This is a genomic window from Deinococcus hopiensis KR-140 (assembly GCF_900176165.1).
GTDB lineage: Bacteria > Deinococcota > Deinococci > Deinococcales > Deinococcaceae > Deinococcus > Deinococcus hopiensis.
In genome coordinates this window covers 2,540,179-2,564,683 of record NZ_FWWU01000009.1, presented here as the reverse complement: position 1 = coordinate 2,564,683, position 24,505 = coordinate 2,540,179, and the positions used below count along the sequence as shown (strand labels likewise).

Below are 24,505 nucleotides of genomic sequence, written 5' to 3'. Positions count from 1 at the left end.
CGGGGCATCGGGGATGGGAAGGGTCTCGCCCTGCGCGGCAAGCCCGGTCCCGGCTCCATCCCCGCCTCCGACCTTCGGTCAGCGGCCGTCTGCCGCCCGCGCCCACATTGAGCAGGGTGAGTTTGGCGGGTAGAAGCAGTGCATTCCGCAGGCAGGGTCACGTCTCTCAGCTTGGTCCACCTTTAACGTCTGGGTGGGCCTTCTCAGGCGTAGATTCGTTCAGGAGCCTTTCTCTGAAAGGGTGACTTATCTTCCCGTTGTCAAGCGTCCACTCAACCTTCATAAGGCGGCAAAACTCACGTTTGAAGCAGGGGGGGCGGGACAGAGTTGGCCTGTGTCGGTTCCGGGGTAAGGCCGGTGGGCGGGAGTCCACCTTCCACTTGCCCCTCGTCCCAAGTCTTCATCCTTTTTTGAAGGGCAGGTGCTTCATGAACGTCAAGATTTCCAACGTCCTGTACATCCTCGGCTTCGCCTCCATCGTGCTGTCCGCCGGTAACTTCGTCGCGGGCAAGACCGAAGACGGTCAGGCGCAGGAATCCCAGGAGCGCAACGGCTTGTTTGTCGGCTTCTGGCCCCCCACCTTCTTCATCCTCGGCAAGATCGTCGAGGACCGCGAGAAGGCGGGCAAGAACCTCCTCAACGGCTGAAACAAGATCGGCAAATGAAGGGACGTGGTTTTTACGCCACGTCCCTGCTTCGCTGTCCTGAACCCGAACCCTACATCTCCATCCGGGTCTTCAGGAAGTTGGTCATTACGGCCCCCCGTTTGTAGAAGGGGTTGTCCATGATCTTGATGTACAGCGGAATGGTGGTTTTTGGCCCCTGGATAACGGTCTCTTCCAGCGCCCGCTTCATGCGGCGGATCGCTTCCTCGCGCGAGTCGTGATGCACGATCAGCTTGCCAATAAGGCTGTCGTAGTGAGGCGGAATCACGTAGCCGCTATAGGCGTGGCTGTCCACCCGCACGCCGGGGCCACCCGCGAAATGCACGTCGTCCATCTTGCCCGCCGCCGGGCGGAAGTCTTTGTCGGGGTCTTCGGCGTTGATGCGGCACTCGATGGCGTGGCCGCGCAACTTCACGTCTTCCTGCCGGAGGTGCAGGCCCTCGCCCGCCGCGATCTGGAGTTGCAGCTTCACGAAATCCAGGCCAGAGATTTCCTCGGAGACGCAGTGTTCCACCTGGATACGGGTGTTCATCTCCATGAAGTAGTAGTTGCCGTCCCGGTCCACGATGAACTCGAGCGTGCCCGCGCCCGCGTAATTCACGTGCTGCGCGAGGCGCACACCCGCCGAGAGGATCTCCTGGCGCAGGGTGTCGGGCAACGTGGAGGGCGCTTCCTCGATCAGCTTCTGGTTCCGGCGCTGGATGGAGCAGTCGCGCTCGCCGATGTGGATCACGTGCCCCTGTCCGTCGCCCATCACCTGCACCTCGACGTGCCGGAACTCTTCCAGGAACTTCTCCATGATGATGGCGGGATCTCCGAAGTACAGCCGCGCCTCCTCCTGCGCCTGCCCGAAGGCGGCCTTCAGTTCCTCCTGCGTCCGCACCACCTTCTGCCCGCGCCCGCCGCCGCCTGCCGACGCCTTGAGCAGCACCGGGTAGCCAATCTGCTTGGCGGCCAGCAGCGCGGCGGCCACGTCTTCCAGCACGCCCGTTCCGGGCACCACGGGCACACTGCTCTGTGCGGCGATGTCGCGCCCGCCCGCCTTGCTGCCCAGCGCCCGCATGGATTCGGGCGTCGGTCCGATAAACACGATGCCATGCTCGCGGCACATCTCCGCGAAGTCCGGGTTCTCGGCCATGAAGCCGTAGCCTGGGTGAATGGCTTCCGCGCCCGTCATCAGCGCCGCCGACAGAATGTTGGGAATGTTGAGGTACGAGGCGTTCGAGGCGGGCGGCCCCACGCACACCGACTCGTCGGCGAGCAGCACGGGCAGGCTCTTCTCGTCGGCGGTGGAATACACCACCACCGTCTTCACGCCCATTTCCCGCGCGGTTCGTATGACGCGCAGGGCGATCTCGCCACGGTTGGCGATCAGGATTTTCTTGAACATGGGTGCCTCCGGCAAGGCGCCGCCAGTCGCCAGTCGCCAGGGTCAGACGTGACTTGCGGCGACTGGTGACTGGACGCTGGCGACTTACTCAATGATGAACAGCGTCTGCCCGTACTCCACCGGCTCGGCATTCTTCACCAGAATCTCGCGCACGGTGCCACTGACTTCGGCCTCGATTTCGTTCATCAGCTTCATGGCCTCGATGATGCACAGGACCTGTCCGGCGCTGACTGTATCGCCCACCTTGACGTAAGGAGCGGCGTCGGGGCTGCTCGCCGTGTAGAAGGTGCCCACGATGGGGGCCTTGACGGGCGTGCCCGCGCTCTTGGCTGGAGCAGCGGGAGCCGCCGCCGGTGCCGAGGGGGTGGCCGCTTCGCTGAGCACAGGGGTCGCGGGCGCGGTGGGGGCCTCGGGCGCAGGCGCGGCGGAGCTGGGAGCCGGTGGCTGGAAGCTTGCCGCGGCGGACATCACCGTGGGAGTGTGGGGCGCGGCCACCGGAGCCGGGCCCGCAAACGCCTGCGGTCCGCGTTTGAGGTCCAGGGCAAAGCTGCCGGTCTGCAGGCTGAATTCGCGCACATCCGCGGCACTCAAAGCGTCGAGAATTTTCTTGAGATCGTCTGGGTTCATGGCCCCTCCTGTTTCAGTCTGGAATTGTTGCCCGCCCATCATGACGCGAAGCGGCGCAGAGGGGGCGTTACTCGCTGCCTAACGCCCGTTAGGCTGAACCGAGTCTAGCAGCAAAGGTAAGCGCCGCTCCCTTTTGAAGGGAAGCGGCGCTCGTTTTGCAGCAGGGCTTTACGCGCGGCTGAGGTACTGGCCTGTGCGGGTGTCCACCTTGACGTTGGTGTCCTGCTCCACGAACAGGGGCACCTGCACCACCGCGCCGGTCTCCAGGGTGGCGGGCTTGGTGCCGCCGGAGACGGTGTCGCCGCGTACGCCGGGGTCCGTCTGCACGATCTTGAGGATCACCTGGTTGGGGAGGGTAATGCTCAGCGCCTTGTCGCCGTACATCGACACTTCCACTTCGGTGTTCTCCTTCATGAACTTGGACGCGTCGCCCACGAGGGTGGGGGGCAGGCTCACCTGGTCGTAGGTGTCCATGTCCATGAACATGTAGTCGTCGCCGTCCTTGTAGAGGTACTGCATCTTCTTGCCCTCGACGTAGATGTCCTGCAGCTTCTCGCCGCTGTTGAAGGTGCGGTCCACGATGCTTCCGCTTTCCATGTTGCGGAACTTGGTGACCACCTTCGCCCCGCCGCGGCCCATCTTGAGGTGGGAGTACTCCAGGCACTCCCACAGGCCGCCGTCCATTTCCACCTTCGTGCCGTTGCGCAGTTCAGTCACGCTGATCATGTCTGTTCTCCTTGATTCGTGTTTCGCCGGGGGCACTCGCCCCCACCGAAAGAGCAGGGGGGGGGCCGCAGGGCAACAGGCACGATTCTAGCAGAGGCCGCGCCGGGGACGGAACCCACATCACGCGCCAGGTTTGCTACACTGCCAGGGTTGCTTGGCCGCCGCCCCCGCTTTTGCCCCCCGGGCGAAGACGGCGAGCGCAGGACAGGCCGAGCGCCCCACCGGAGGAAACACCCACATGGAACTGAGAGCCACCCCCCGCAAGAGCCAGGAAAAGCTGGCCGAAGGTTTGATCCCCGCCGTCGCCTACCACAAGGGCCAGAACGTGTCGTTTGCGCTGGACCGCAAGACGTTTGACCGCGCGTTCCGTCAGCAGGGTACGACGGGCCTGTTCGACATCACACTCGAGGGCGGCGAGACCTTCCCGGCGCTGGTCAAGACCGTGCAGATGGACAAGCGCCGCCGCGCGCCCATCCACGTCGACTTCTACATGGTGACCTACGGTGAGCCCGTTGAGGTCAGCGTGCCCGTCCACACCACCGGCAAGGCCCAGGGCGAAGTGATGGGCGGTCTGGTGGATACCGTGGTGCACAATCTGAACGTCATCGCCCCCGGTCCTCGCCGTATCCCTCAGGAGGTCACCGTGGACGTGACCCGCCTGAACATCGGTGACCACGTGACCGCTGGACAAATCAAGCTGCCTGAGGGCGTCAAGCTCGCGGGCGACGCGGATCAGGTCATCATCTCGGTCCTGCAGCCCCGCCTGACCGCCGAGGAGGCCGAAGCCGAGCAGCAGGCCGCTCAGGTGGCCGGTCTGGTGGCTGCGGGCGAACTGTCCGAGGAAGCCGCCGCTGCCGTGCTGGAAGGCGAGGCCAGCCTGGACGAGGTCAAGGCCGTCGAGGGCGCCGAGAACACCAGCGAGCCCACCGACAACGTGAGCACTGGCGACAGCGCGGGTCCCAGCGAGGGGACCAGCCAGAGCAGCGGGCAGTAAGCTCCAGGCACGTCAGAAGGGCCGGGGTTCCCGTCAGGGGCTTCCGGCCCTCTCCCATTTCGTCCGTTACCCTGCTCCATGCCTCACCTGGACGATCAGGTCTCCTTTCTGCTCACCTGTGGGCAGCTCAAGGGGATGACCTGCCAGGACCGCCCCACGACGGCAGCCGTGACGAAGCAGCCGTGACGAAAATAGCGCTGGGCACTCCTCGCACCCCGCGCTGATGGCGTTGGCGGAGTACGCGCCTCCAGGCACGAATGTGGAGCGCGTGGTCCGACTGCTGGTTCACGCTCTCGGCGAGATTGGTGCGGGCGACGCCTCCACCGGGTCAGACGAAACGTTGCGGGACGAGCAGACCCGTAAGGAGCAAGCGGCGGCTGTTCGGGCTTCTGCCGGGCGGGCAGGCGGACGCCTTCTATCCGCTCTGGAACGAATTCAGGGCGGGGCAGACCCCGGAAGCGCGGTTTGCCCGTGGGCTGGACGCGCTCGCCCCGGCCCTGCTGGCCTGGAGCGGTGGTGACCGGCGCTGACGGTTCCCGCCTTCTTTACGCTGTTCGCCTGCTGGACGGAACGTGAGGGGGCGGCGTTGGAGCGGCCTGCCGGTCTTCTGCCGCCCCCTCACGTTCCGTCCAGACGTCTTTCCTGTTCGTTGAGGAAATCTATGCGGGCGATCTGTCCTTCGAGGCGTCCGGTGCCCGACCCGCGCACCAGGCCGGGAACGAAAGGCAGGCGGCCCAGGCGCTCTTCGGTTTGCTGTCCCGGCTCCGGGCAAGTGGTTTCAGGCGCTCTGGGAAGAGTTTGGGGCGGGGCAGACGCCCGAAGCCCGCTTCACCCGGGGGCTGGACGCCCTGCAATCCATGCTGCTGACCTGGGGTCCGAGCACTCTGGGATGCGCGGCATCCTGAACAGACGGCCGAACGGCTGAAGCCGGAGGAACCCCGACTCGGGGCCTTTGCGCCCCTCTGGGCCCTGGCGCAGCGGACGGTGGGGGAGGCGGGGTCTGGGCATCAGGGTGGCAAATCGGCGCTTTCCCGGCTTGTAAACGAGGCGGCCGGAAGCCGTAGTCTCAGTCGCGTCCCGCGTTATCCCGCGCCAGCACGCGTTCGATGCGGCGGTCGGGAACGAGCCACACCAGCGCCACCAGCAGGAGCATCAGGCCCGAGAGGGTGACGCCGGCCGGCCCGAAGAAGGGAGCCACGATGGAAATCAGGTAGGCGATCATCGAGAGGTTGCCCTTGGCATCGGAACCGATGGCGTCGGCGAGCAGATGGTTGTCGGGATGCGCGCTGATAATGGTCCGTACCAGAACTGTATACGCCAGCGCCGCCATCAGCGCCACTCCCCCGTAACAGGTCATGGGCACGGGCGCGAAGTGGCTCTCGCCCACCCACGCTGTGACGAACGGAAACAGGGACAGCCAGAACAGCAGGTGCAAGTTGGCCCACAGTATGCCGCCCCGCACCACCCGCACGGTGTGCATCAGGTGGTGGTGGTTGTTCCAGTAGATGCCCACATACACGAAGCTGATCAGGTAGCCCAGCAGCTTGGGCCATAACTCCAGCAGGCTCCGCCACTCATGCCCCTCCGGCACGCGCAACTCCAGCACCATGATCGTGATGATGATCGCGAGCACGCCATCCGAAAACGCTTCCAGCCTCGATTTCGTCATCTTCTGCCGCCCCCCGTGTCAGCAGCATAGAGGAGCGGCCAGCCCCCTTTCCCGGAAGCTGACCGCGGATTCCTCAAGGCCATTCGCCCGCCTTACGCTGCCCCCACCTTCTCGGCAATAATCCCCTCGATGTACTTCACCACGCTCTGAAGTGGCAGACGGCTCAACACGTCTTCCAAAAAGGCCGTGACCAGCATCTTCTCTGCCAGTTCCCTGGAGATGCCGCGCGAGCGCAGGAAGAACAGGGCTTCCTGATTCACGGGACCCGTCGTGGAGCCGTGCGAGCAGCGCACGTCGTTGGCGTTGATTTCCAGCTGAGGCACAGAGAAGTTTTGCGCTTCGCTGGACAGCATCAGTGTGCGGTGCTTCTGGTAGGCGTCCGTCTTCTGCGCGCCCAGGTCCACCTTGATCATCCCGGAAAAGACGCCCACCGACTGGTCGGCATTCACGCCCTTGTACAGCAGGTCTGAGTGCGCGTGCGCGGCCGCGTGATGCTGCAGCGTGTAGTGATCGAAGTGCTGGTCCTCGTTGGCGAAGTACAGCGCGAGCATTTCACTGTCGCTGCCCTGGCCGCGCAGGTAGCTCTGCATCTCGGTGCGGCTCAGCGTGCCCCCCATGGTCACCACGAGGCTGTTGAGCGTGGCGTCTCGGTCCACGTCGCCGCGCTGGCGCTGGATGTGCGTCACGCCCTTGCCCCAGTTTTGGATGGACACGTAACGCAGTCGCGCGCCCGACTTGACCACCAGTTCCACCGCGCCGATGGCGTAGGTGCCCGGCAGGTCTTCGCTGTCTTGCTCGTCGATAAACGTGACTTGCGCGTTTTCCTCAGCCACCACCAGCGTCCGGGTGGCAGTGTACGTTCCGGCCTCGCTCATCACGCGGAAAGAGCCCAGGGGCAGCTCGACCTCCACGCCGCGCGGCACATACACGAAGGCCCCGTTGGTCCACAGGGCCGCTGCCAGGGCGCTGAACTTGCCCTCGCTGGGGTCTGGAGACTTGCTGGGGGTGGTACCGGGCGCGGCGATGGTGGTGTCGTCGGGCACTTCCGCCGGAACCACCGAGTAGAGGTACTGCTGCACCTTGTCCGCGTGCTGCTCCACCGCCGTCTTGAGGTCCGTGAAGATCACGCCCTTTTGGATCAGCTCGGCGGGAAGTTCGGTGGCGTATACCACGTCTGGGCCGTCCAGCACGAGGAAGGCGCCTACATCGGTGCCCCTCAGCCGCTGTTGCACGCTTTCCGGCAACTGCGCCGTGTCCGTCACGCGTTCGCGCTTGGGGTGGGGGCGAAGCTCGGAGAAGTCCACCTCCACGCGGGTGTACTTCCAGGCTTCGACGCCCTCGTTGGGCACGTCGAGCGTGTTGAACAGCTCCAGCGATTCGCGGCGCTTGCTGGTCAGCCAATCGGGGCCTCCAGTCTGCGAGATGAGGTCTTGGGTAAAGGGTTGGGTCATGGGGTCTCCTGCTTGCCCGTCGGCGAAGATGTTGAGTGGAAGTGAGGGGGGAAGTTCAGCCGAAAAACGACTCGACTTCCAGGACAAACCCCCCCGGCGTGTTGAAGTAAAAGGTCAACCGACCATTGTTCTCGTGGGGTTCCGGTACGGTGAAACCCGCCGCTGTCAATTGACGGTGCACGGCGCGTACCTGTTCTGGCGTGTCTTGCAAAAAGCCGATATGAAAGACCTTGGGATAGGCCACGTCCTTCGCGTGGAAGACCGAGATGAGTGATCCCGCGTCGTCGCGCAAGAAGGCCATTCGGTCATTCATCGGCATTCCCTCGCCTGCCGGGCGAAGTCCGAAGTGGTCCTGAAAGAGGGCGACGGTGGCAGGTACGTCTGTCACGCCGAGGTTGATGTGGTTGAGCTTCATACGGTTTCCTCCCGGTCCTCGCGCGAGATGCCGCCGCTGATCACCAGAAACGCGGCGTCATCCCCGCCCCCGTTGCGCGCCTGATGCCCCTGTCCCGGCGCGATTTCCAGCCCCTGCCGCAGGACCAGGTGGCGGGTGGTACCCACCACCTCCAGCGTCAGGGTGCCGCTGAGCACGTAGAAAAACTGCCGCACCCGCCCATCTCTGTGCCGCATTTCGGCCGTGCCAGGCGGCATCCGCTCCTGAATGACGCTGAGGGTAGGGGCGGATGCCAGACGCCAGCCCTCGCGAATGTCGCTCCATGTGGAGTGGGGGCAGTGAGGGTAGAGGTCGTGAACGTTCCCGTCCTCGGCAAGCCACATCTGAATTGACCGTGACTTCCGCGTCTTCCGCTCGACCGGACGGAGGCGGAACGGCGCGCGCCAACTTCCTGGAGGCGTCGCCCACCCCGAACCCTTCGCAAGCCTGCGAATTCGGGAAGACCCGGCAGGTGGTCGCCCGTCCGCCGTGAACAGAGCGGAGAGCGAAGGCGCGAAGACAGTTCCGTGCCGCCGTCTCTGGCGTTGCCCCGCGCGGGCTCACCACTCTTGCTCCGGACCGCCACCTCACGGCTCGGATAGGCTTGACCGATCTCCTGCACCGCAAAGACTCTGTGGCTGAACCTGTAAGCCAGACCGTGAAGCACCTGGGGATTGAAGGCCCGCCCGTAGACTGCGGCTCCGGCCACCACCGGAAACGCGAGAATAATGGCGATCATCCTCCCCACGTGCCTCAAGCGCACTTAGCCGACGCTGCCTTCCATCTCCAGTTCGATCAGGCGGTTCAGCTCCACCGCGTACTCCAGCGGCAGCTCCTTGGCAATCGGCTCGATAAAGCCCCGCACGATCAGCCCCGCCGCCTCGTCCTCGCTCAGGCCGCGGCTCTGGAGGTACAGGATCTGCTCGTCGTTGATCTTGGAGACGGTGGCCTCGTGACCCACGGAAGCGTCTTTCTCCTCGACCTCGATGTAGGGGTAGGTGTCGGTGCGGGCTTCCTCGTCGAGCAGCAGGGCGTCGCACTCCACGTTTGTCTTGCTGCCCCGCGCGCCCTCGTAGATCTTGACGAGGCCACGGTAGCTGCTGCGCCCAGAGTCCTTGGAGATGGACTTGGAGACGATGGTGCCGCTGGTGTGCGGCGCAAAGTGGACGATCTTCGCCCCGGCGTCCTGGTGCTGCCCGCGTCCGGCCATTGCAATGGACAGCACTTCACCACGCGCGCCTTCCTCCAGCAGGTAGCAGGCGGGGTACTTCATGGTGACCTTGCTGCCCAGATTGCCGTCCACCCACTCCATCACGCCGTTGCTATACACGGCGGCGCGCTGCGTCACGAGGTTGTAGACGTTGTGGCTCCAGTTCTGGATGGTGGAGTAGCGGAAGCGCGCGCCTTCCTTGACAATGATCTCGATCACGCCGGAGTGGAAGGAGTCGCTGGCATAGGTGGGGGCCGTGCAGCCCTCGATGTAGTGGGCCTGCGCGCCCTCGTCCACGATAATCAGGGTGCGCTCAAACTGCCCGCTGCTCTCCGCGTTGATGCGGAAATAAGTCTGAAGGGGAATGTCCACCTTCACGCCCTTGGGCACGTACACGAAGGAGCCACCGGACCACACCGCGCTGTTCACAGCGGCGAACTTGTTGTCCTCGGGCGGCACGACGGTGGCAAAGTATTCGCGGAAGAGATCCGGGTACTGCTTCAGGCCGTCCTCGATGGACAGAAAGACCACGCCCAGCTTTTCCCATTCCTCCTTGAGGTTGTGGTACACCATCTCGGACTCGTACTGCGCGCCCACACCCGCCAGCGCGGCACGCTCGGCTTCAGGGATGCCCAGACGCTCGAAGGTCTGCTTCACGTCGTCGGGCACGTCGTCCCACGAGCGGGCGTTGAAGCCCTCGGGTTTGATGTAGTAGTAGATCTCGTCGAGGTTGAGGCCGCTCAGGTCCGCGCCCCACTCGGGCATGGGCTTGGCGTAGAAGATATCGAGGGCCTTGAGGCGGAAGTCGAGCATCCACTGGGGCTCGTCCTTGGCTTTTGAGATCATCTCGACGACTTCACGGCTCAGGCCCTTGGGAGCCTTGACGGCGTAGCGCTCGGGGTTGCTCCAGCCGTACTCGTAGGTGGTGTTGATTTCACCGGCTTCGGGATTGATGGTCATGGGGTACTCCTCTAAGGTTGACCAGGGACGGCGACAATGGTGTCGAGCGTCTTTTCGAGAATTTGCTTGCGCTTGTCAGTTGTTGCAGGTGCCATACACCTTTCGGTAACAGTGGGGCGATACCGAAATCCTGACTCGGGCGGCAGGTCCCTCAGTTCCGTTCCGCTGAGGGGAACCCAGGCCATACCGGTTCTTCGGCGCGCTTGACGAGGAGGCACGACTGCTGGTGGGCAGAGTTGAAACTGCAGGTCAAACAGTTCGGTGTGCTCCGCTCACCCACGCCTTGGCCAGGGTGAGGAATAAGGCCAAAGTCCGCGTACCCGGATGAGAAGTCCTGCGGCGGCTACGCTGAGAAGCGGAAGACGCCGCATCTGCCTCAGGCCCCCGCGACTGCCAGCTCACGCACCCAGTCGTACCCTTCGGTATCCAGGCGCTGGGCCAGCTCGGGGCCGCCGCTCTGCACCACGCGCCCGCCCACGATGATGTGAACGCGGTCCGGCACGATGTAGTTCAGCAGGCGCTGGTAGTGGGTGATGATCAGGCCGCCGAGCTTGGGGCCCCGCAGGCTGTTTACGCCCTTGGCAACGATCTTGAGGGCGTCCACGTCGAGGCCGGAATCCGTCTCGTCCATGATGATGTAGCTGGGATCCAACATCAGCATCTGGAGGATTTCGTTGCGCTTCTTCTCGCCGCCTGAAAAGCCCTCGTTGAGGTAGCGCTCGACGATGCTCTCGTCCCATTCCAAGGTCTTAAGGGCACCCGTGAGCTTGCCGTAAAACTCGGCAAAGCCCACTTCCTCGCCCTCGGCCTTGCGCGCCTGCATGGCGAGGCGCAGGAAGTTGGCAATGGTGACGCCGGGAATCTCGACGGGGTACTGGAAGGCGAGGAACACACCCAGGCGCGCGCGCTCGTCGGGTTCCATTTCCAGGATGTTCTGGCCGTCCACGAGCACCTCGCCCTCGGTCACGGTGTACTCGGGGTCACCCACGATCACCTTGGCGAGCGTGCTCTTGCCGTTGCCGTTCGGTCCCATGATGGCGTGCAGTTCGCCGCGCGGCACGACGAGGTTGATGCCCTTCAGGATGGGCTGGTTGCCCACGGAAGCGTGGAGGTTGCGGATTTCGAGTTGGGGGGGCTGGTCGGTCATGGGGCTCCTTTGGCGGGGGTCCTGTGCGGGGAATCCTTCTTGAGAATGATTCCTACTTACAACGCCATTCTACCCGCCACCGAGGGGCAAAGTCGAGTGATTTGGTGTGGATTGAGGTGCCCGCCAGGAGCAGGACTTGCATAGGCCAGGGACGGCCGGATGAGGGCCGAATGCAGATTTTTCACGCTTGCCACCTGCAGGCGTGCTACCCCTCAGGGCGATGAGCATCCTCGATCTGATTCGCGCCGCCGGACCCCTGCTGTGGGTGCTGCTCGCCCTGTCCGTGTACGTCGTCTACACCGCTGCTGTACGCGCGCAGGCCCTCGCCCGGCTGGGACGCGACCCGTCGGCACTGATCGAGCGAACGCGGGCAGTGACGGCCGAGAGCGGTCCCGGTGCCGCCGTGGTGGAGTTGGACCGCGCCGCCGATCCCAGCCCCGCCGCCAACGTGCTGCGCGCGGGCCTGCACCGGGCAGACCGGGGGGTGGACGCGGCGCAGGCCGCCATGAACGCGGCGGTGCTGGCGGAAGACGCCCGGCTGTACGCGGGCCTCTCGGCGTTGGGCACCTGCGCGCAGATCGCGCCCCTGCTGGGACTGCTGGGCACGGTGATCGGTATGGTGCGCTCGTTTCTGGTCTTTTCCCACACCACCGCGCCCACGCCCTCGCAGCTTGCCACCGGCATCAGTGAGGCGCTGGTCAACACGGCGGCGGGGCTGATTGTGGCGATCATCGCCTACGTGGCCCGGAACGCCCTGCGCGCCCGCGCAGACCGGATCGCCGTGCAGGCTGAGCGGGTGCGGGAGGAGGTGCCCGCGTGGCTCGCTCCCCGCCAGGTTCGTGCCGTGCGGCCAGTGCCCGAAGTGGCCCTCTCCTTCGACGCGGTGCCCGCCGGGGCCGCCCAGTGAGCAGCGGTCCGCTGCGGCGTAGGTTGCGTGAGAGCGGCGAGGGCGTGACCTTCGACTTCGCGCCCATGGTGGACATCGTGCTGCTGCTGCTGATCTTCTTTTTCCTCACGAGCAGTCTGGGCGCGCGGCAAAACGCCCTGCCGCTGGACCTGCCGCGCGCCAGCACCACCGTGCAGGAAACGCCCGCCCTGCCCATCGTGAGCGTGGACCGGGCCGGAAAGGTGTTTTTAAATGGCAAAGAGACGACGCTGACCAAACTGGGCGGGCAACTGGGACCCCTGCTCAAAACTTCGGACGGGGTGGTGGGCCTGCGCGCCGACGAGCGCGGCAACTACGGCACCGTGGTGCGCGTGATGGACGTGGTCAAGAAGGCGGGTGGCCAGCGACTGGCGCTGGGCACCCGCACAGCGTCAAAGGGCGGACGGTGAGGGCGGTATGACCACACTTCGCCCTCCCCGCCCAACTCTGAGTCCCGAGGGGCGGGACCGGCTGCGCGCGGTGGGCATGACGGTAGGCCTGCACGCGGCGCTGCTGCTGGGCTTGCTTGCCCTGCGGCCCGATACGCGTTCCCCGGCGCTGACGGCCCCGCCAGACCCCCGCCGTGTTCCACTGGAAGTGGTCACGCTCGCGCCTCCGCCGGACGCGACGCCCACCGCGCCCCTGACGCCTCCGGTCCGGGCACAGACGCCGAGGTCTCCTGAGGCGCGCCGGAGCGAGGCCGCCCGGCCCACGCCCGCCAAGCCGGTCACCCCGCCCAAATCCACCGTCAAGCCCACGCCGGTGAAGACGGCCGCGGTTACGCTGCCCGTCAAAACGGTTCCGACTCCACCCACTCCTGTCAAGGTTGCGCCCCTGCAACCTCCCAGGGTGTCGCCCGTTAAGGTTGCGTCCGTGCAGGTGAAGCCTCCGGCGCCGGAACAGAAGCCTTCGGAACAACCTCAGCCCGATCCCATCACGCCGCCCACAGCCGCGCCCAAGCCGCGGGCCACACCCGCCGCCTCGGTGCAGGACGCGCCGCCCATTCGGCCCTTGCCGCAAACGTCCACGCAGGTCAAGGTGGACTCGGCCACACCGCAAGGCGCGGCTCCGTTTCCGTCCGCCCCGACGTCTACGCCAACCGCCCAGACGCCCGAAATGGCGGCGCCCACACCCCAGACCCCCGGGCCCACCGCCTCGCCCGAGTCGGCCCGCCCCGCAGAACCGGCTCCAGACCAGCCCGCGGAGGCCGCCGCCACCGCTGGAACAGGCCGCCCGGACCCCGAACCCGCCGAGGTGAACGACACGCCCGCCGATCCGGTGGCGGCGGCTCCAGCGGCTCCGGCCCCAGATCCCGAACCCGTGACCGCCCTCCCCCGCCGCGAGGACGCCGCGCCTGCGAGTTCGGCCGAGGCGGCGGCCCCGGCGCGTGGAGCCGCCACAGCGGCCGAGGAACCTGCACCGGCGCGTGGAGCCGCCACAGCGGCTGAGGAACCTGCACCGGCACGGGGCGCGGCTCCCGCCGCATCGGCGGCCTCCGGGATGACGGCGGCGCGTATTCCTGCCCTGCCCCAGCGCTCGCCCCAGGGCAGCGCGCCCGAAGCGCCCCTCTCGCCCCGCGGCACGCTGGCGCCGGGCTCAGCCGAGGCGGTGGCCGGACGGGCCGGGGAGGTCAGCCGCACGCCCCAGGCCACCGCGCCGGACGCGCCCACGCCTTCGCGCAGCGCCACGCCGGCGCCCACGTCCGCCAGCGAAGCGCCTGCGCCCACAGCCACACGAACGCCGGCTCCAGCGGCCACCACCTCGCCGGACACGGCACCTGTTCGCACTCCGGCGCCCAGCGCGGCCACGCCCAATCCCACACCCACCGCCAACCCGGCGCGCGGCGCAGCCGGGCAGGGGACGTCCGCCGCTCCCGAGGCGGACACGGCGCGGCCCGCCCCAAACCCCGGCACGCCTGCCGGAACGGGGGAGGGCACGGCCAGTCCCACAGCGCGCAATGGCGCGGCGCCGGGCGACGCCAGCCCCGGGACCCAGACGGAAACCCCCTCACGGGGCACGCCGGGCAGCGGCGGCGCGACGCCAGCGGCCCCCACTGCGCCCCGCGAGTCTGCGGGCGGCCAGGGCAGCGGGGCGGGCACCACCCCCGATCCCGGCCCCGCCACAGGAGGCAGGGGCGGCGCGAACGGCAGTGGCGCACCCGCCGGCGGAGGCAATTCGGCGGGTGACGCGCCCGCCGGAGGCCGTCCCGGGGGCAACGGCAATGGAGCCGGAGCGGCAGGCGGCGCAGGTGCGGGCGAGGCGGCCGGCGCCGGCGCCGGGGGCGGGGGTGGGGGAGACGCAGCCGGCAACGAGTCCCGCGCCTTCAACTGCACCGTCGTGGTGGACGTGCGCGGCCTGGGCAACTTTCAGCGCGACATGACCAGCCTGATCTACGACGAGTCGGGCAACCAGCTCTGGCCCGACGCCGCGCTGATCAAGGGGGTGGCGAGCCAGCTCGTGATCGAGGGCAGCCTCCACACCTACATCACGTCCGAGGCCGAGATCGGCGGGTTCAAGAACGTCACCCGCGTCAAGGCGCTGAAGATTCAGCCCAACCGCATGGCCCCGAGTTCCAACGTCTTTACCGACGCCGTGCTTTCCCCGTCAGCGGCCGCCGAGTTCCGCGCCGCCGGGAAAGCCTGCCGCGCCGTGTATCTCAAGTAACCGACCCTCAGCTCCCGTCAGCCTCCCGTCACTCCACCCTGGTATTTGAGGTCTAACCATGCCGAAGCTCCGTCCCATGTCCCTGCTGGCCCTGACCGTTCTGCTCTCTGCCCCCGCCCTCGCCTGGGTGCCCAAGCTCGAAGACACCACCGCCAAGAACGTGATTGACGGCGCGTATGGCCGCCGTGACCCCGTGCCCACCTATCAGAGCCTGGACCTGTCGGTCAAGGACGGCAAGTTCGCCGCAGGCGAGGGCGTGGTCAAGGCCTTCGCTGGGGGCGACAAGTGTGTGGCCGACTGGCTGGCCGCTCCCACAGACTTCAAGGCGGGCAGTCGCCCCGCCAGCGTGACCGTCAGCGGTCAGGCCGATCAACTCTACTTTCAGGCCGTGGACGCCCGCGACAACTTCCAAAACCTCAGCGCCGCCGACGCGCTGGGCGCGGACCTGGCGGGCAAGAGGTTGGCCGACGGCCTGCTGCGCGTGGACGTGAACGCCCAGGGCCTGCCCACCGAGAAGGCGAGGGACGCCTACCTGCTGCGCCTCAAGGCGCCCGACGGCAAGATGATCGCCCCGGTCCGCAAAAGCTACGTCAGCGACTGGAAGCAGGACGGCGGAAGCTGGACCGGCACGATGGTCTACTACTTCGAGCCGCTGAAGGCTGGAATCGGCGCTTCAGACAAGGTGGAGATGCTGCTGCGTACCGAGGCCGACACGAACTGCGCGTACAGCGTGACGCTGGATCTGGCCAGCTTTCAGTAGGGCGGATGGCAGATGGCTGAAGGCGGTGGTTGCCTCGGCCATCTGCCTTTTTCGCCTAGCCCTCCGCAATCCTCTTCCGCACCACCTCAATCGCGTCCGGGTTTTCCAGGCTGGTCAGGTCCCCCTTCACCTCGCCCGTCACAAGCAGGTCACGCAGCAACCGGCGCATGATCTTGCCGCTGCGGGTGCGGGGCACCGTGGGCGTGACGATCACGCGGGCGGGCCGGGCGATGGGACCCACGCCCTGCACGATGGCCGCTGTGAGTTCGGCCTCCAGCGCCTCACCCACTTGCGCGTCGCCCCTGGGCACCACAAACGCCACAGGCACCGACCCCTTGATCTCGTCGGGTTGGGCCACCACGGCGGCCTCGCTGACCGCAGGGTGGGTGATGAGCGCCGCTTCCATCTCCATCGTGCCGATGCGGTGCCCGGCCACGTTCATCACGTCGTCGAGGCGCCCTGTGACCCACAGCTGCCCGTCAGCGTCGATCAGCGCCGCGTCACTGGCCGCGTAGCTGCCGGGGAAATCCGAGAGGTAGGTCTGCGCGTAGCGCCCGTGGTCTCCCCACACCGTCCGCGCCAGGCAGGGAAACGGCTCGGTGAGGGTTAGGGCTCCCAGTTCACCGCGCTTTGCCTCGCTGCCGTCTCCCCGCATCACCCTGGCCCGGTAGCCGGGAAGGGGGTGGCCGCAGCTGCCGGGCCGGGTGGGGGTGAGGCCCACCATGCTGCTCGCCCAGGCGGTGCCCGTCTCGGTCTGGCCATAGGTGTTGTTCAGGAAGATGCGGCCTGCGCCCAGGGTGCCCTGCGTCCAGTGCCAGGTCTCCGGGTCCAGCGGCTCGCCCACCAGGCTGATAAGGTCCAGGCGGCTCAGATCATGCCCGGCCAGCGCCGCGTCGCCCGCCCGCCGCAGCATCCGCAGGGCGGTGGGGGCGGTAAAGACCTTGTTCACCCCGTAGCGCCCGATGACCTCGTAAGGCCGCGCCGGGCTGGGCGTGTCGATGCCGCCCTCGTAGATCACGTGGGTGGCTCCATGCGCGAGTCCGCCCACCAGCGCGAAGATGGGGAAGGTCAGCCAGCCCACGTCCGCCGTACACCAGTACACGTCCTCGGCGCGGAGGTTCAGCGCCCACTTCACGTTCGCATACGCCCCCGCCAGAAAGCCGATCCCCGCGTGGACGAGGCCCTTGGGCTTGGAGGTGGTGCCCGAGGTGTAGATGATGAAGCCGGGCTCGTTCGCCTCCAGGCTCACCGCTTGGGCGCGGCGGGTGGTGGCGCGCAGCAGGGTATGGAAGTCGTGCTCGCCTCCCCGCAGCGGAAAGTCGGGGTCCACCCGCCGGGCGACGATCACGTGGGGGATGTCGAGCCCCGCCACCGCCTCGTCGAGCGTGGCCTTCAGGGGCACCGCTTTTCCCCGCCGCAGGGTGGCGTCCGTACAGACCACCACCCGGGGCCGCGCGTCCTCCAGGCGGTCCCGCACCGCCGAGGCGCTGAAGCCCGCGAAGATCACCGAGTAGATCGCGCCGATGCGGTAGCAGGCGTGAATGGCGATAAAGGCCTCGGGGACGTTGCCGAGATAGATCGCCACCCGTTCTCCCCGGGAGACGCCGAGGTCTTGCAGCGCCGCCGCGAAGCGTGCCGTGGCGTCCGTCAGTTCGCCGTAGGTCCACGTTTCGCGTAGGCCGTCCTCGCGCTCGTACAGCAGGGCCGTTTGCCCCGGCGGGTGGCGGTCCAGGCAATTCACGCTGACGTTACCGGTGGCTCCGGGGTAATAGCGGAAGTCGCCCAGGCCACCCTCCAGCGCGGTGGTGGGCGGAGTGTTCCAGGTCAACTCGCGGGCGATTTCCAGCCAATATTCGGAGGGCTCGAGGGCGAGCAGTCGAGCGGCCTCCGACTCCGACACGGGGGCGGTGGACCGCAACGCTTCGGTGGCGGGCACGAGGGGCTGGTCCAACAGGGCATTTTCCATGGGGAAACCTCCAGGGTGCGTGCGGCTCGGATGAGGCCCGCACCCTACCGCGTTCCGCCGCAAGCACACCAGCGCCTACAATCGGCCCCGTGCCCGCCACCTCTTTTCCCCTCCTCGCCGTGGACATCGGCAACACCAGCACGGTCCTCGGCCTGACCGACGAGCGGCTACAACTCACACACACCTGGCGCGTGCGGACCAACCGCGACATGCTGCCGGACGACGTGGCGCTGCAACTGCACGGCCTCTTCGCCCTGGCTGGGGTTTCCGTGCCCCGCGCCGCCGTGCTGAGCAGCGTCGCGCCGCCCGTGGGTGAGAATTACGCCCTGGCGCTGAGGCGACACTTTGGCGTCACGGCCTTTGACGTGCGGAGCGAGAACCTGCCCGACGTGACGGTAGAACTCGATCAGCCGGGAGCGGTGGGCGCGGACCGGCTGTGCAACCTGTTCGGAGCCGAGCGGTATCTGCGTAAGTACGAGTACGCCGTGGTGGTGGATTTCGGGACGAGCACCAACTTCGATGTGATCGGGCGGGGCCGCCGCTTCGTGGGGGGCATTCTCGCGACGGGCGCGCAGGTCAGCGCCGACGCCCTCTTCGCCCGCGCCGCCAAGCTGCCGCGCATCAATCTGGAAGCGCCGCAGAGCGCCATCGGCAAGAACACCGTCCATGCCCTGCAATCGGGGCTGGTGTACGGCTACGCCGAGATGGTGGACGGCCTGCTGCGCCGGGTGCGCGCCGAGTTGCCCGCCCCCGCCGTCGCCGTCGCCACTGGGGGCTTTGCCCGCACCGTGGAGGGCATCTGCCGCGAGATCGACCACTACGACGAGACGCTGACCCTGCGCGGGCTGGTGGAGTTGTGGGCGAGCCGATCCGAGAACAGCGCCTCGGCCTGGGAGTAGCCTTTACCCATGAACGCCCTCACCTTCAGCCGCTTCGGTGGCCCCGAGGTTCTGGAGTACCGGGAAGTGCCGGACCCCCTGCCCACTGCTGGAGAAGTCCTGGTGCGGACGCAGGCCATTGGCCTGAACTTCGCGGATGTGTACCGCCGTCAGGGGCGCTACCACCTCGCCGGGCAGCCGCCGTACATCGCTGGATACGAGGCGGCGGGCGTGGTCGAGGCCGTGCCCCCAGGCAGTGCCTTTCGCCCCGGAAACCGGGTGGCCTTTGCCGACAGTCCGTATGCCAATGCCGAACTCGTGGCCGTGCCGGAGGACAAACTTATCCCACTGCCGGACGACATCTCGCCCGAAACCGCGGCGGCGCTGCTTCTCCAGGGCCTGACCGCGCAGTTTCTGACGTGCGACAGCCACGCGGTGCGGGCAGGGGAGACGGTGCTCGTCCAGGCGGCGGCGGGAGGTGTAGGCCTGCTGCTGGTGCAACTGGCGCGGGCGGCGGGCGCGCGGGTGCTGGGCCTGACTTCCTCGCCCGTGAAGGCGGAACAGGCATTGGAAGCGGGCGCGAACGAGGTCCGGCTGTACCCGGAAGACTGGGTGGGCGCGGCCCGCGCGTTCGGCGGCGAGGGTGTGGACGTGGTGTACGACTCGGTGGGAAGCACACTTGCCCAGAGCCTTGAGGCGGCGCGGGTGGGCGGCCACGTCGTCTTCTACGGCATGGCGGGTGGCGATCCCCCGCTTGTGGACCCCCGGATGCTGATGGACACGTCAAGGTCGTTGACTGGCGGCGATCTCTGGAACATCCTCCGAACCGCCGAGGACCGCCGCAGCCGCGCCGCCTCCCTCTTCGATCTGCTGCGGTCCGGGGCCCTCAAGGTCCGTATCGCCCGCACTTTCCCCCTCGCAGACGGTGCTGGGGCGCACGCCTTCCTCGAAAGCCGCCAGAGCAGCGGCAAGGTGCTGCTGCTCCCCTGAACCAAAAGGGGGGGAGGCCTCACCTGGAAGCGCTCCCCCCCTTTTGTCATACGGTTTCCAGATCGTCCGTTCCATCCCGTCTGCAGCGCAGCGTTGCGCGTCCGCTCGGGTTGGCCCGTGACTTCATCACGGATGAACCGGAAGCCTGATCAAAGGTCAATGGCCAAAGGCCCTTACGCTCCCACCAGCTGAATTACCTTGTACACCAGCCAACCCAGCGCGATGCAGATCGGAATGGTGGTAATCCAGGCGGTCACGATGCGGCCTGCCACCTGCCACTTGACCTTTTTGAAGCCCTTGGTGGTGCCCACGCCCATGATGGCGGTGCTGATGGTGTGGGTGGTGCTGACCGGAACGCCCAGCGTGCTGGCCGTATGGATAATCAGCGCAGCGCTCGTCTCGGCGACGAAGCCGTCCACCGGCTTGAGGTCCACCACCTTGAAGCCCATCGTCTTGATGATGCGCCAGCCGCCCACCGCGGTGCCCAGGCCCATGGCTCCCGCAGCGGAGAGGACCACCCACAACGGCACGAGGTCATACTTCTGGTTGTAGTACGCGCTGAGGGCGAAGGTGACGATCCCCATGGTCTTTTGCGCGTCGTTGCCGCCGTGCGAGAAGGCCATGAAGGCGGCGCTGAGGATCTGCGCCCAGCGAAAGGTGCGCGTCACGGTCCGGGGCCGCATCCAGCGCAGCGCCAGCCAGGACAGCAGCCCCATCAGCACGATGGGCACCACGAAGCCCAGCGCCGGACTCGTGACCAGGCCCGTCAGCGTCTTTTTCACGCCCTTGGGAATGATGATGCCCCAGCCGCCCGCCGCCACGCCCGCCCCGACGAGGCTGAAGATCAGCGCGTGGCTGGAGGAACTGGGCAGCCCCTTCCACCACGTGTACAGGTTCCAGACGATCGCGCTGACGAGCGCCGCCCCCACGAGTTCGAGCGTGGCGTATTCCTGCGGAATGATGTCCTTGGAGATGGTCTTGGCGACGGCGGTGCCCATCAGTGCACCCACCACGTTCAGGACCGCCGACATGGCGATGGCCTGGGCGGGGGTCAGCACCTTGGTGGCGACGGAAGTGGCGATGGCGTTGGCGGTGTCGTGAAAGCCGTTGATGAAATCAAAGGCCAGCGCCAGCACGACGATGGCCACGAGGCCGATAAAGGCAGGTTCCATAGAGGTCAGTGCCCGCCGCTCACGCGTTCTTGAGCAGGATGCTCTCGACGGTCTTGGCCACCCGCTGCGCCTGGTCTGAGGCGTCCTCGATCAGGTTGGCGATCTCGCCGCCCCGCATCGCGCGGATCATTCCGGGCACGTCCGTCACGCCCTGATACAGGGTGCGCTGCACCTCATCGCTGATGGTGTCGCCCTCGTCTTCCAGGGTGCGGATCTGCCCGGCCAGGGCGGTGAGTTCGCGCACGCGCCCGGCGTCTTCGATCAGGGGCATGCCCTGGGCCAGCAGCGCGCACTGCTGCTCCACCACGCGGGCGAGCTGCACCATCTGCGGCAGGGGCTTTTCGATACCGTACAGGCTCAGCTTGCGCGCCGCGTCCTCCATATCGTCCACGAGGTCGTCGAGTTCATTGTTCAGCGCCAGGATGTCCTCGCGGTCGAAGGGCACGATGAAGGACTCAGCGAGCAGGTTGGTGATCTCCCGCGTGATGCGGTCGCCCTCATGCTCCAGGTCACGCACCTTCTGCACCTTGCGTTCGACGTCCGTGTAGTTCTCCAGCAGGTCCACGAGGGCCTGGGCGGTGGCGTGGGCATTGCGGGCCGCCTCAGCGAACTTGGCGCTGAATTGCGGGTTGCGTGGCATAAATCGTGACAGGACCATGACGTTTCCCTCCCATTCTTCGCCTCTGTGTCAGCCCTCTGTCAGGGCGAGGCGCAGCGAAAACGGGAGGCTCCGGGGCCGGGCCTCCCGCACGGGGATGAGTGTAAACCGTTTACTTCACGTTGAGGGGCTGCGTAAAGGTCGCGCGGCGCTGCTCAGCGTCCGTGCCGATGGTGTTCGCGCCGGGCGGCGTGCTGCCGGCGTCGGGAACGATGTCGCCCGCGCCGTAGCCTTCGCCGCCGAAAATGCCGCCCACCACGTTTACGCCACCCGCAGGCCTGACGGACAGGCCCAGGGCAGTCCAGGGAATCGCCACTTCGACGGTCTGGGCCGCCGTGCTGCCGCTTGTGGCGAGGGTGTAGCCGCTGGCGGCCACCTCCTGCGTGGCGGTATCGCCCTTAACCAGTCGCAGCTGTGTGGTTTCCCGCTCATACCGGGCCACGAAGGCGTCCACACCGCCCATCCCACCGCTGAAGGTGGCCGCCCGTTTCCAGGCGTCGAAGCCGTCGGCCTTGCCCGCCCCACCGTCTTTGAGGTCCAGATACAGCAGGGCGCTGTTGCCCGCCACCCGGTAGGTGTAGGCGAGGTACAGGTATGTGTCGTCGCTGTCGGCCTGAAGGGTCAACCAGTTGTTGTCTGCCCCGAATACGCCTTCTTTCGGACTCTGGACGTTGGCCTTGGGGGTGGTCCAGTCGCCCAGGTCCCCGTCGATGGTGTACTTGCCGACCTTGGGGCCGCTTGAGGTGCCCCTGACCAAGTCGAAGTTCACCCCCGTCTTCGGAGCCGTGACCTGCTGCGTACGCTCCTGATAGCCGTCCGCCCCCGCTCTCAATGTCTGGGCTCCTGCCGGGGCGAACAGGGTGTAGCTGCCGTCGGAGAAGGTGATCGCGTAGTTCAGGTTGGGATCGGCGGTGGTGGAAGCCACGAGCGCGCCGCTCAGCGCCGCGCCCGCGGCCGTCACCTTGCCCTCGATCAACCCTGTGGGCACGGGCTTCTCGATAAAGTCGTAGGTGCCGCTGTAGCTGTTGTTGTTCGTCCCCACCACGTAGGAGCGGTCACCCTGACCGGGGCCCTCGTAACCTGTGTTCTTGGCTCCCGCGCCGTTGTTGCCGAACTTGAACTTCACCTCGCGGAAGAGGGGCAGTTCCACGTCCGTTTTCCAGATACCCCGGTCCGACTGCGTCATGGGATAGACGATCTGCTGCCCGGTGTCGAAGCGGCGCAGCTCGGTGGGGCCGTTGCCCTGGCTGCGGGCGTCTACCGTGAAGGTGACCTTGACCGTGTTCTTGCTGCTCGCGGTGGCGGTGACGCTGCTGCCCTTGCTCTCCGCTCCCTGCGCGTCCACCGTCACCACCCGGAAGGTGCTCGCCTGATCGTTCGTCACGCCGGAAGCGAGGAAGGTGGTCTGGTCTTTTGGCAGCGGCGCGAAGTTCAGCAGGCGTTCTTGTCCACTGCCCGACTTGACGTACATGCGGTAGCCCGTGACGCTGGCGCCGTTGGAAGCCGTCCAGGTCAGCTGCACGGCGCTGTCGCCAGCATCCGCGCGCAGACCCACCACCTCGGGCAATGCTGGGTTGATGGTGCCCGCCGCCCCGCTTCCAGTGGGGGCCGTCACGGCGAGGGCTGTCCGGGCAGGCACGGTGCCCACCAGCTTGCCGCCGCTGATCTTCAGCCCCGAGGCGCGCCCAGTGATTTCGGTGAGGGCGCTGCCCGCGAAGGTGCCCAACAGTGGAATTCCACCGCCGCTGAGGGTGGAGAGATCCACCGGGCTGTCGCCGTTGTTGATCACCGCCACCACGGGCTGTCCGCCCCCCACCACCCGGCGGTAGGCCAAGATGGGCGCGCCGCCGTTGGGCCGCCACAGTTCTTGCTGCGCGCCCCGCGTGAGGGCCGGGTATGTCTTACGGGCGGTTGCCAGGGCGGCCAGGCGCTCGTCCAGCGTGCTCTGCGACAGGGCGTTGAAGTTCATGTCCTCGCGGTTGCCCTGTCCCAAGACGTAATCGTAGGGATCGCCCAGCCCGGGCTGGGCGATCTCGGTGCCCTGGTACACGCTCGGCGTGCCGCGCGAGGTGTACAGCAGGCTGAGGGCCAGGTCCAGCCGTTCCGTGGCCTGCGCCGCGCTTCCACCCCGCTCCTGCACCTCGCTGACAAAGCGCCGCACGTCATGGTTGTCCACGAAGGTGGTCAGCCGGGTGGGATCGCGGTACACACCGTCTTTGGCGAACACGTCCGCCACCCGGTCCAGGTTGCCCCCCGCGCTGGACAGGTTGTCCTTCATGGCGAAGTACAGCGCGAAGTCGAACACGCTGGGCGCGCCGAGGTCATTCATGTAGTGTGCCAGGAAGGCCGGGTCCCCATTGAACACTTCGCCCACGGACCACAGTTTGGCTGGGTCACCCGCGCCCCCAGCCGCGAAGAACTGCTTCCAGTACGCAGCAGGCACGTGCTTCATGGTGTCGATTCGCAGTCCGTCGATGCCCGTCTGGGTGCGCCAGTGGTTCACAAAGTCGTTGAGGTATGTGGTGACCTCGGGCAGGTCCTGCTTGAAATCGGGCAGGCCCGCCAGCGCGCAGTCCTCATCCTTGCTTGTGCTCGCGCCGCACTCGGCCTGCGTGTGGAACCATTCGGGATGGTCCTTGGTCAGCGTTGAGCCGTAGCCTGCGTGGTTGACCACCACGTCCTGGATGACCTTGAGCTTGTACCTGTGCGCCGTCTGGACCAGCGACTTGTATTCGGCCAGGGTGCCGAAGTGTGGATCAATCTGGAAGAAGTCGTCGGCCCAGTAGCCGTGGTAGCCCGCAAAGGCTTTCCCCTTGGTGGGCCCGCTGCTTACCGGGATGGCGGGCACTTGCAGCACCACCGGGCTGATCCAGAGGGCCGTGAAACCCATCTTCTGGAAGTAGCCTTCCTCAATTTTGGCTTTCAGCCCGGAGAAGTCGCCCCCGTGCCAGCCCAGCGGGTTGGTCTTGTCCGTCCGGTCCCCGGCGTCGCGATTTGGGCCGTTGTCATTGGCCGCATCACCGTTGGCAAAGCGGTCCGTGAGCGCGAAGTAGATCACCTCGCCCTGCCAGTCCTGGGCCGACGCACCTCCGTTCTGGGGAGGGAGCAGTTGGCCGCAGGCCGACAGAGACAACGTGAGGGCCGCCAGGGCGCTCGCGCGCCCCACCTTTTGGAAGCGTTTCATTTAGGAATATTGGACGGTCTAGATATGCCGTATGTC

The 24,505-nt window shown here is 66.7% G+C and carries 21 protein-coding genes and 2 pseudogenes; 10 read left to right on the top strand and 13 right to left on the bottom strand.

Going from position 1 to position 24,505, the window contains the following annotated elements:
• Positions 1–428 precede the first annotated feature (428 nt).
• Positions 429–647 carry a hypothetical protein gene (locus tag B9A95_RS25820; protein WP_084049872.1) on the top strand — a complete coding sequence of 73 codons (219 nt, stop codon included), beginning with the start codon at positions 429–431 and terminating at the stop codon, positions 645–647.
• Positions 648–717: 70 nt separating this feature from the next.
• On the opposite strand, the gene accC is transcribed toward B9A95_RS25820, so the two are convergent.
• From accC to efp, 3 genes are all read right to left on the bottom strand, one after another.
• Positions 718–2,055, bottom strand: coding sequence for an acetyl-CoA carboxylase biotin carboxylase subunit (gene accC, locus B9A95_RS25815; protein ID WP_084049871.1), 1,338 nt, complete (start codon positions 2,053–2,055; stop codon positions 718–720).
• Between the two features lie 84 nt (positions 2,056–2,139).
• A complete protein-coding gene (gene accB, locus B9A95_RS25810) occupies positions 2,140–2,682 on the bottom strand; it encodes an acetyl-CoA carboxylase biotin carboxyl carrier protein (RefSeq protein ID WP_084049870.1) in 543 nt (180 codons plus the stop codon).
• Between the two features lie 168 nt (positions 2,683–2,850).
• On the bottom strand, positions 2,851–3,408 hold the full coding sequence (gene efp, locus B9A95_RS25805) for an elongation factor P (protein WP_084049869.1): 558 nt from the start codon (positions 3,406–3,408) through the stop codon (positions 2,851–2,853).
• Positions 3,409–3,646: 238 nt separating this feature from the next.
• Between efp and B9A95_RS25800 the strand changes: the two genes are divergently transcribed.
• From B9A95_RS25800 to B9A95_RS37305, 3 genes and pseudogenes are all read left to right on the top strand, one after another.
• Complete coding sequence (locus B9A95_RS25800) at positions 3,647–4,402, top strand: 50S ribosomal protein L25/general stress protein Ctc (protein ID WP_084049868.1); 756 nt, start codon at positions 3,647–3,649, stop codon at positions 4,400–4,402.
• 223 nt (positions 4,403–4,625) lie between these two features.
• Positions 4,626–4,932, top strand: a pseudogene (locus B9A95_RS25790) (HD domain-containing protein).
• 249 nt (positions 4,933–5,181) lie between these two features.
• Positions 5,182–5,307: pseudogene (locus B9A95_RS37305) on the top strand (HD domain-containing protein); the annotation flags it as partial.
• A gap of 161 nt (positions 5,308–5,468) precedes the next feature.
• On the opposite strand, the gene B9A95_RS25785 reads toward B9A95_RS37305, so the two are convergent.
• From B9A95_RS25785 to sufC, 6 genes are all read right to left on the bottom strand, one after another.
• Positions 5,469–6,071, bottom strand: coding sequence for a TMEM175 family protein (locus B9A95_RS25785; RefSeq protein WP_084049866.1), 603 nt, complete (start codon positions 6,069–6,071; stop codon positions 5,469–5,471).
• Positions 6,072–6,163: 92 nt separating this feature from the next.
• The gene (gene sufD / locus B9A95_RS25780; RefSeq protein WP_084049865.1) at positions 6,164–7,522 is read right to left on the bottom strand and encodes a Fe-S cluster assembly protein SufD; all 1,359 of its coding nucleotides are present in this window, start codon (positions 7,520–7,522) and stop codon (positions 6,164–6,166) included.
• A 55-nt stretch (positions 7,523–7,577) separates the two neighbouring features.
• Positions 7,578–7,937: a VOC family protein gene (locus B9A95_RS25775; RefSeq protein ID WP_084049864.1), complete on the bottom strand. Its 360-nt coding sequence runs from the start codon at positions 7,935–7,937 to the stop codon at positions 7,578–7,580.
• A complete protein-coding gene (locus B9A95_RS25770) occupies positions 7,934–8,299 on the bottom strand; it encodes a cupin domain-containing protein (protein WP_084049863.1) in 366 nt (121 codons plus the stop codon). The genes B9A95_RS25775 and B9A95_RS25770 overlap by 4 nt, the downstream gene beginning before the upstream one ends.
• A 419-nt stretch (positions 8,300–8,718) precedes the next feature.
• Entirely contained in the window at positions 8,719–10,125 is a 1,407-nt protein-coding gene (gene sufB, locus B9A95_RS25765; protein WP_084049862.1) for a Fe-S cluster assembly protein SufB, read from the bottom strand.
• A 376-nt stretch (positions 10,126–10,501) separates the two neighbouring features.
• Positions 10,502–11,272, bottom strand: a complete 771-nt coding sequence (sufC, locus tag B9A95_RS25760) for a Fe-S cluster assembly ATPase SufC (RefSeq protein WP_084049861.1) — start codon at positions 11,270–11,272, stop codon at positions 10,502–10,504.
• Positions 11,273–11,492: 220 nt separating this feature from the next.
• Here sufC and B9A95_RS25755 point away from each other — a divergent pair, with 220 nt between their 5' ends.
• Genes B9A95_RS25755 through B9A95_RS25740 form a run of 4 tightly spaced genes read left to right on the top strand, consistent with a single transcriptional unit; the run spans position 11,493 to position 15,621 of the window.
• Positions 11,493–12,179: a MotA/TolQ/ExbB proton channel family protein gene (locus B9A95_RS25755; RefSeq protein ID WP_084049860.1), complete on the top strand. Its 687-nt coding sequence runs from the start codon at positions 11,493–11,495 to the stop codon at positions 12,177–12,179.
• An 11-nt stretch (positions 12,180–12,190) separates the two neighbouring features.
• Positions 12,191–12,607, top strand: coding sequence for an ExbD/TolR family protein (locus B9A95_RS25750; protein WP_084050983.1), 417 nt, complete (start codon positions 12,191–12,193; stop codon positions 12,605–12,607).
• Positions 12,608–12,614: 7 nt separating this feature from the next.
• Positions 12,615–14,861: a hypothetical protein gene (locus B9A95_RS25745; protein WP_084049859.1), complete on the top strand. Its 2,247-nt coding sequence runs from the start codon at positions 12,615–12,617 to the stop codon at positions 14,859–14,861.
• 58 nt (positions 14,862–14,919) lie between these two features.
• Entirely contained in the window at positions 14,920–15,621 is a 702-nt protein-coding gene (locus tag B9A95_RS25740) for a hypothetical protein (RefSeq protein ID WP_084049858.1), read from the top strand.
• 55 nt (positions 15,622–15,676) lie between these two features.
• Here the strand turns inward: B9A95_RS25740 and B9A95_RS25735 are convergent, their stop codons facing one another.
• Entirely contained in the window at positions 15,677–17,587 is a 1,911-nt protein-coding gene (locus B9A95_RS25735; RefSeq protein ID WP_084049857.1) for an acetate--CoA ligase, read from the bottom strand.
• 89 nt (positions 17,588–17,676) lie between these two features.
• On the opposite strand from B9A95_RS25735, the gene B9A95_RS25730 reads away from it, so the two are divergent.
• Together B9A95_RS25730 and B9A95_RS25725 are read left to right on the top strand one after the other, a co-directional pair.
• Entirely contained in the window at positions 17,677–18,486 is an 810-nt protein-coding gene (locus tag B9A95_RS25730) for a type III pantothenate kinase (RefSeq protein WP_084049856.1), read from the top strand.
• Between the two features lie 9 nt (positions 18,487–18,495).
• Positions 18,496–19,455, top strand: a complete 960-nt coding sequence (locus B9A95_RS25725) for a quinone oxidoreductase family protein (protein WP_084049855.1) — start codon at positions 18,496–18,498, stop codon at positions 19,453–19,455.
• A gap of 173 nt (positions 19,456–19,628) precedes the next feature.
• Here B9A95_RS25725 and B9A95_RS25720 read toward each other — a convergent pair whose 3' ends face one another.
• The 3 genes from B9A95_RS25720 to B9A95_RS25710 all read right to left on the bottom strand — a co-directional run bounded on the left by B9A95_RS25720 (position 19,629) and on the right by B9A95_RS25710 (position 24,469).
• Positions 19,629–20,627: an inorganic phosphate transporter gene (locus B9A95_RS25720; RefSeq protein WP_084049854.1), complete on the bottom strand. Its 999-nt coding sequence runs from the start codon at positions 20,625–20,627 to the stop codon at positions 19,629–19,631.
• Positions 20,628–20,646: 19 nt separating this feature from the next.
• On the bottom strand, positions 20,647–21,285 hold the full coding sequence (locus B9A95_RS25715; RefSeq protein WP_084049853.1) for a DUF47 domain-containing protein: 639 nt from the start codon (positions 21,283–21,285) through the stop codon (positions 20,647–20,649).
• A 112-nt stretch (positions 21,286–21,397) separates the two neighbouring features.
• Positions 21,398–24,469, bottom strand: coding sequence for an alpha-amylase family glycosyl hydrolase (locus B9A95_RS25710; protein ID WP_084049852.1), 3,072 nt, complete (start codon positions 24,467–24,469; stop codon positions 21,398–21,400).
• Between the last annotated feature and the right edge of the window lie 36 nt (positions 24,470–24,505).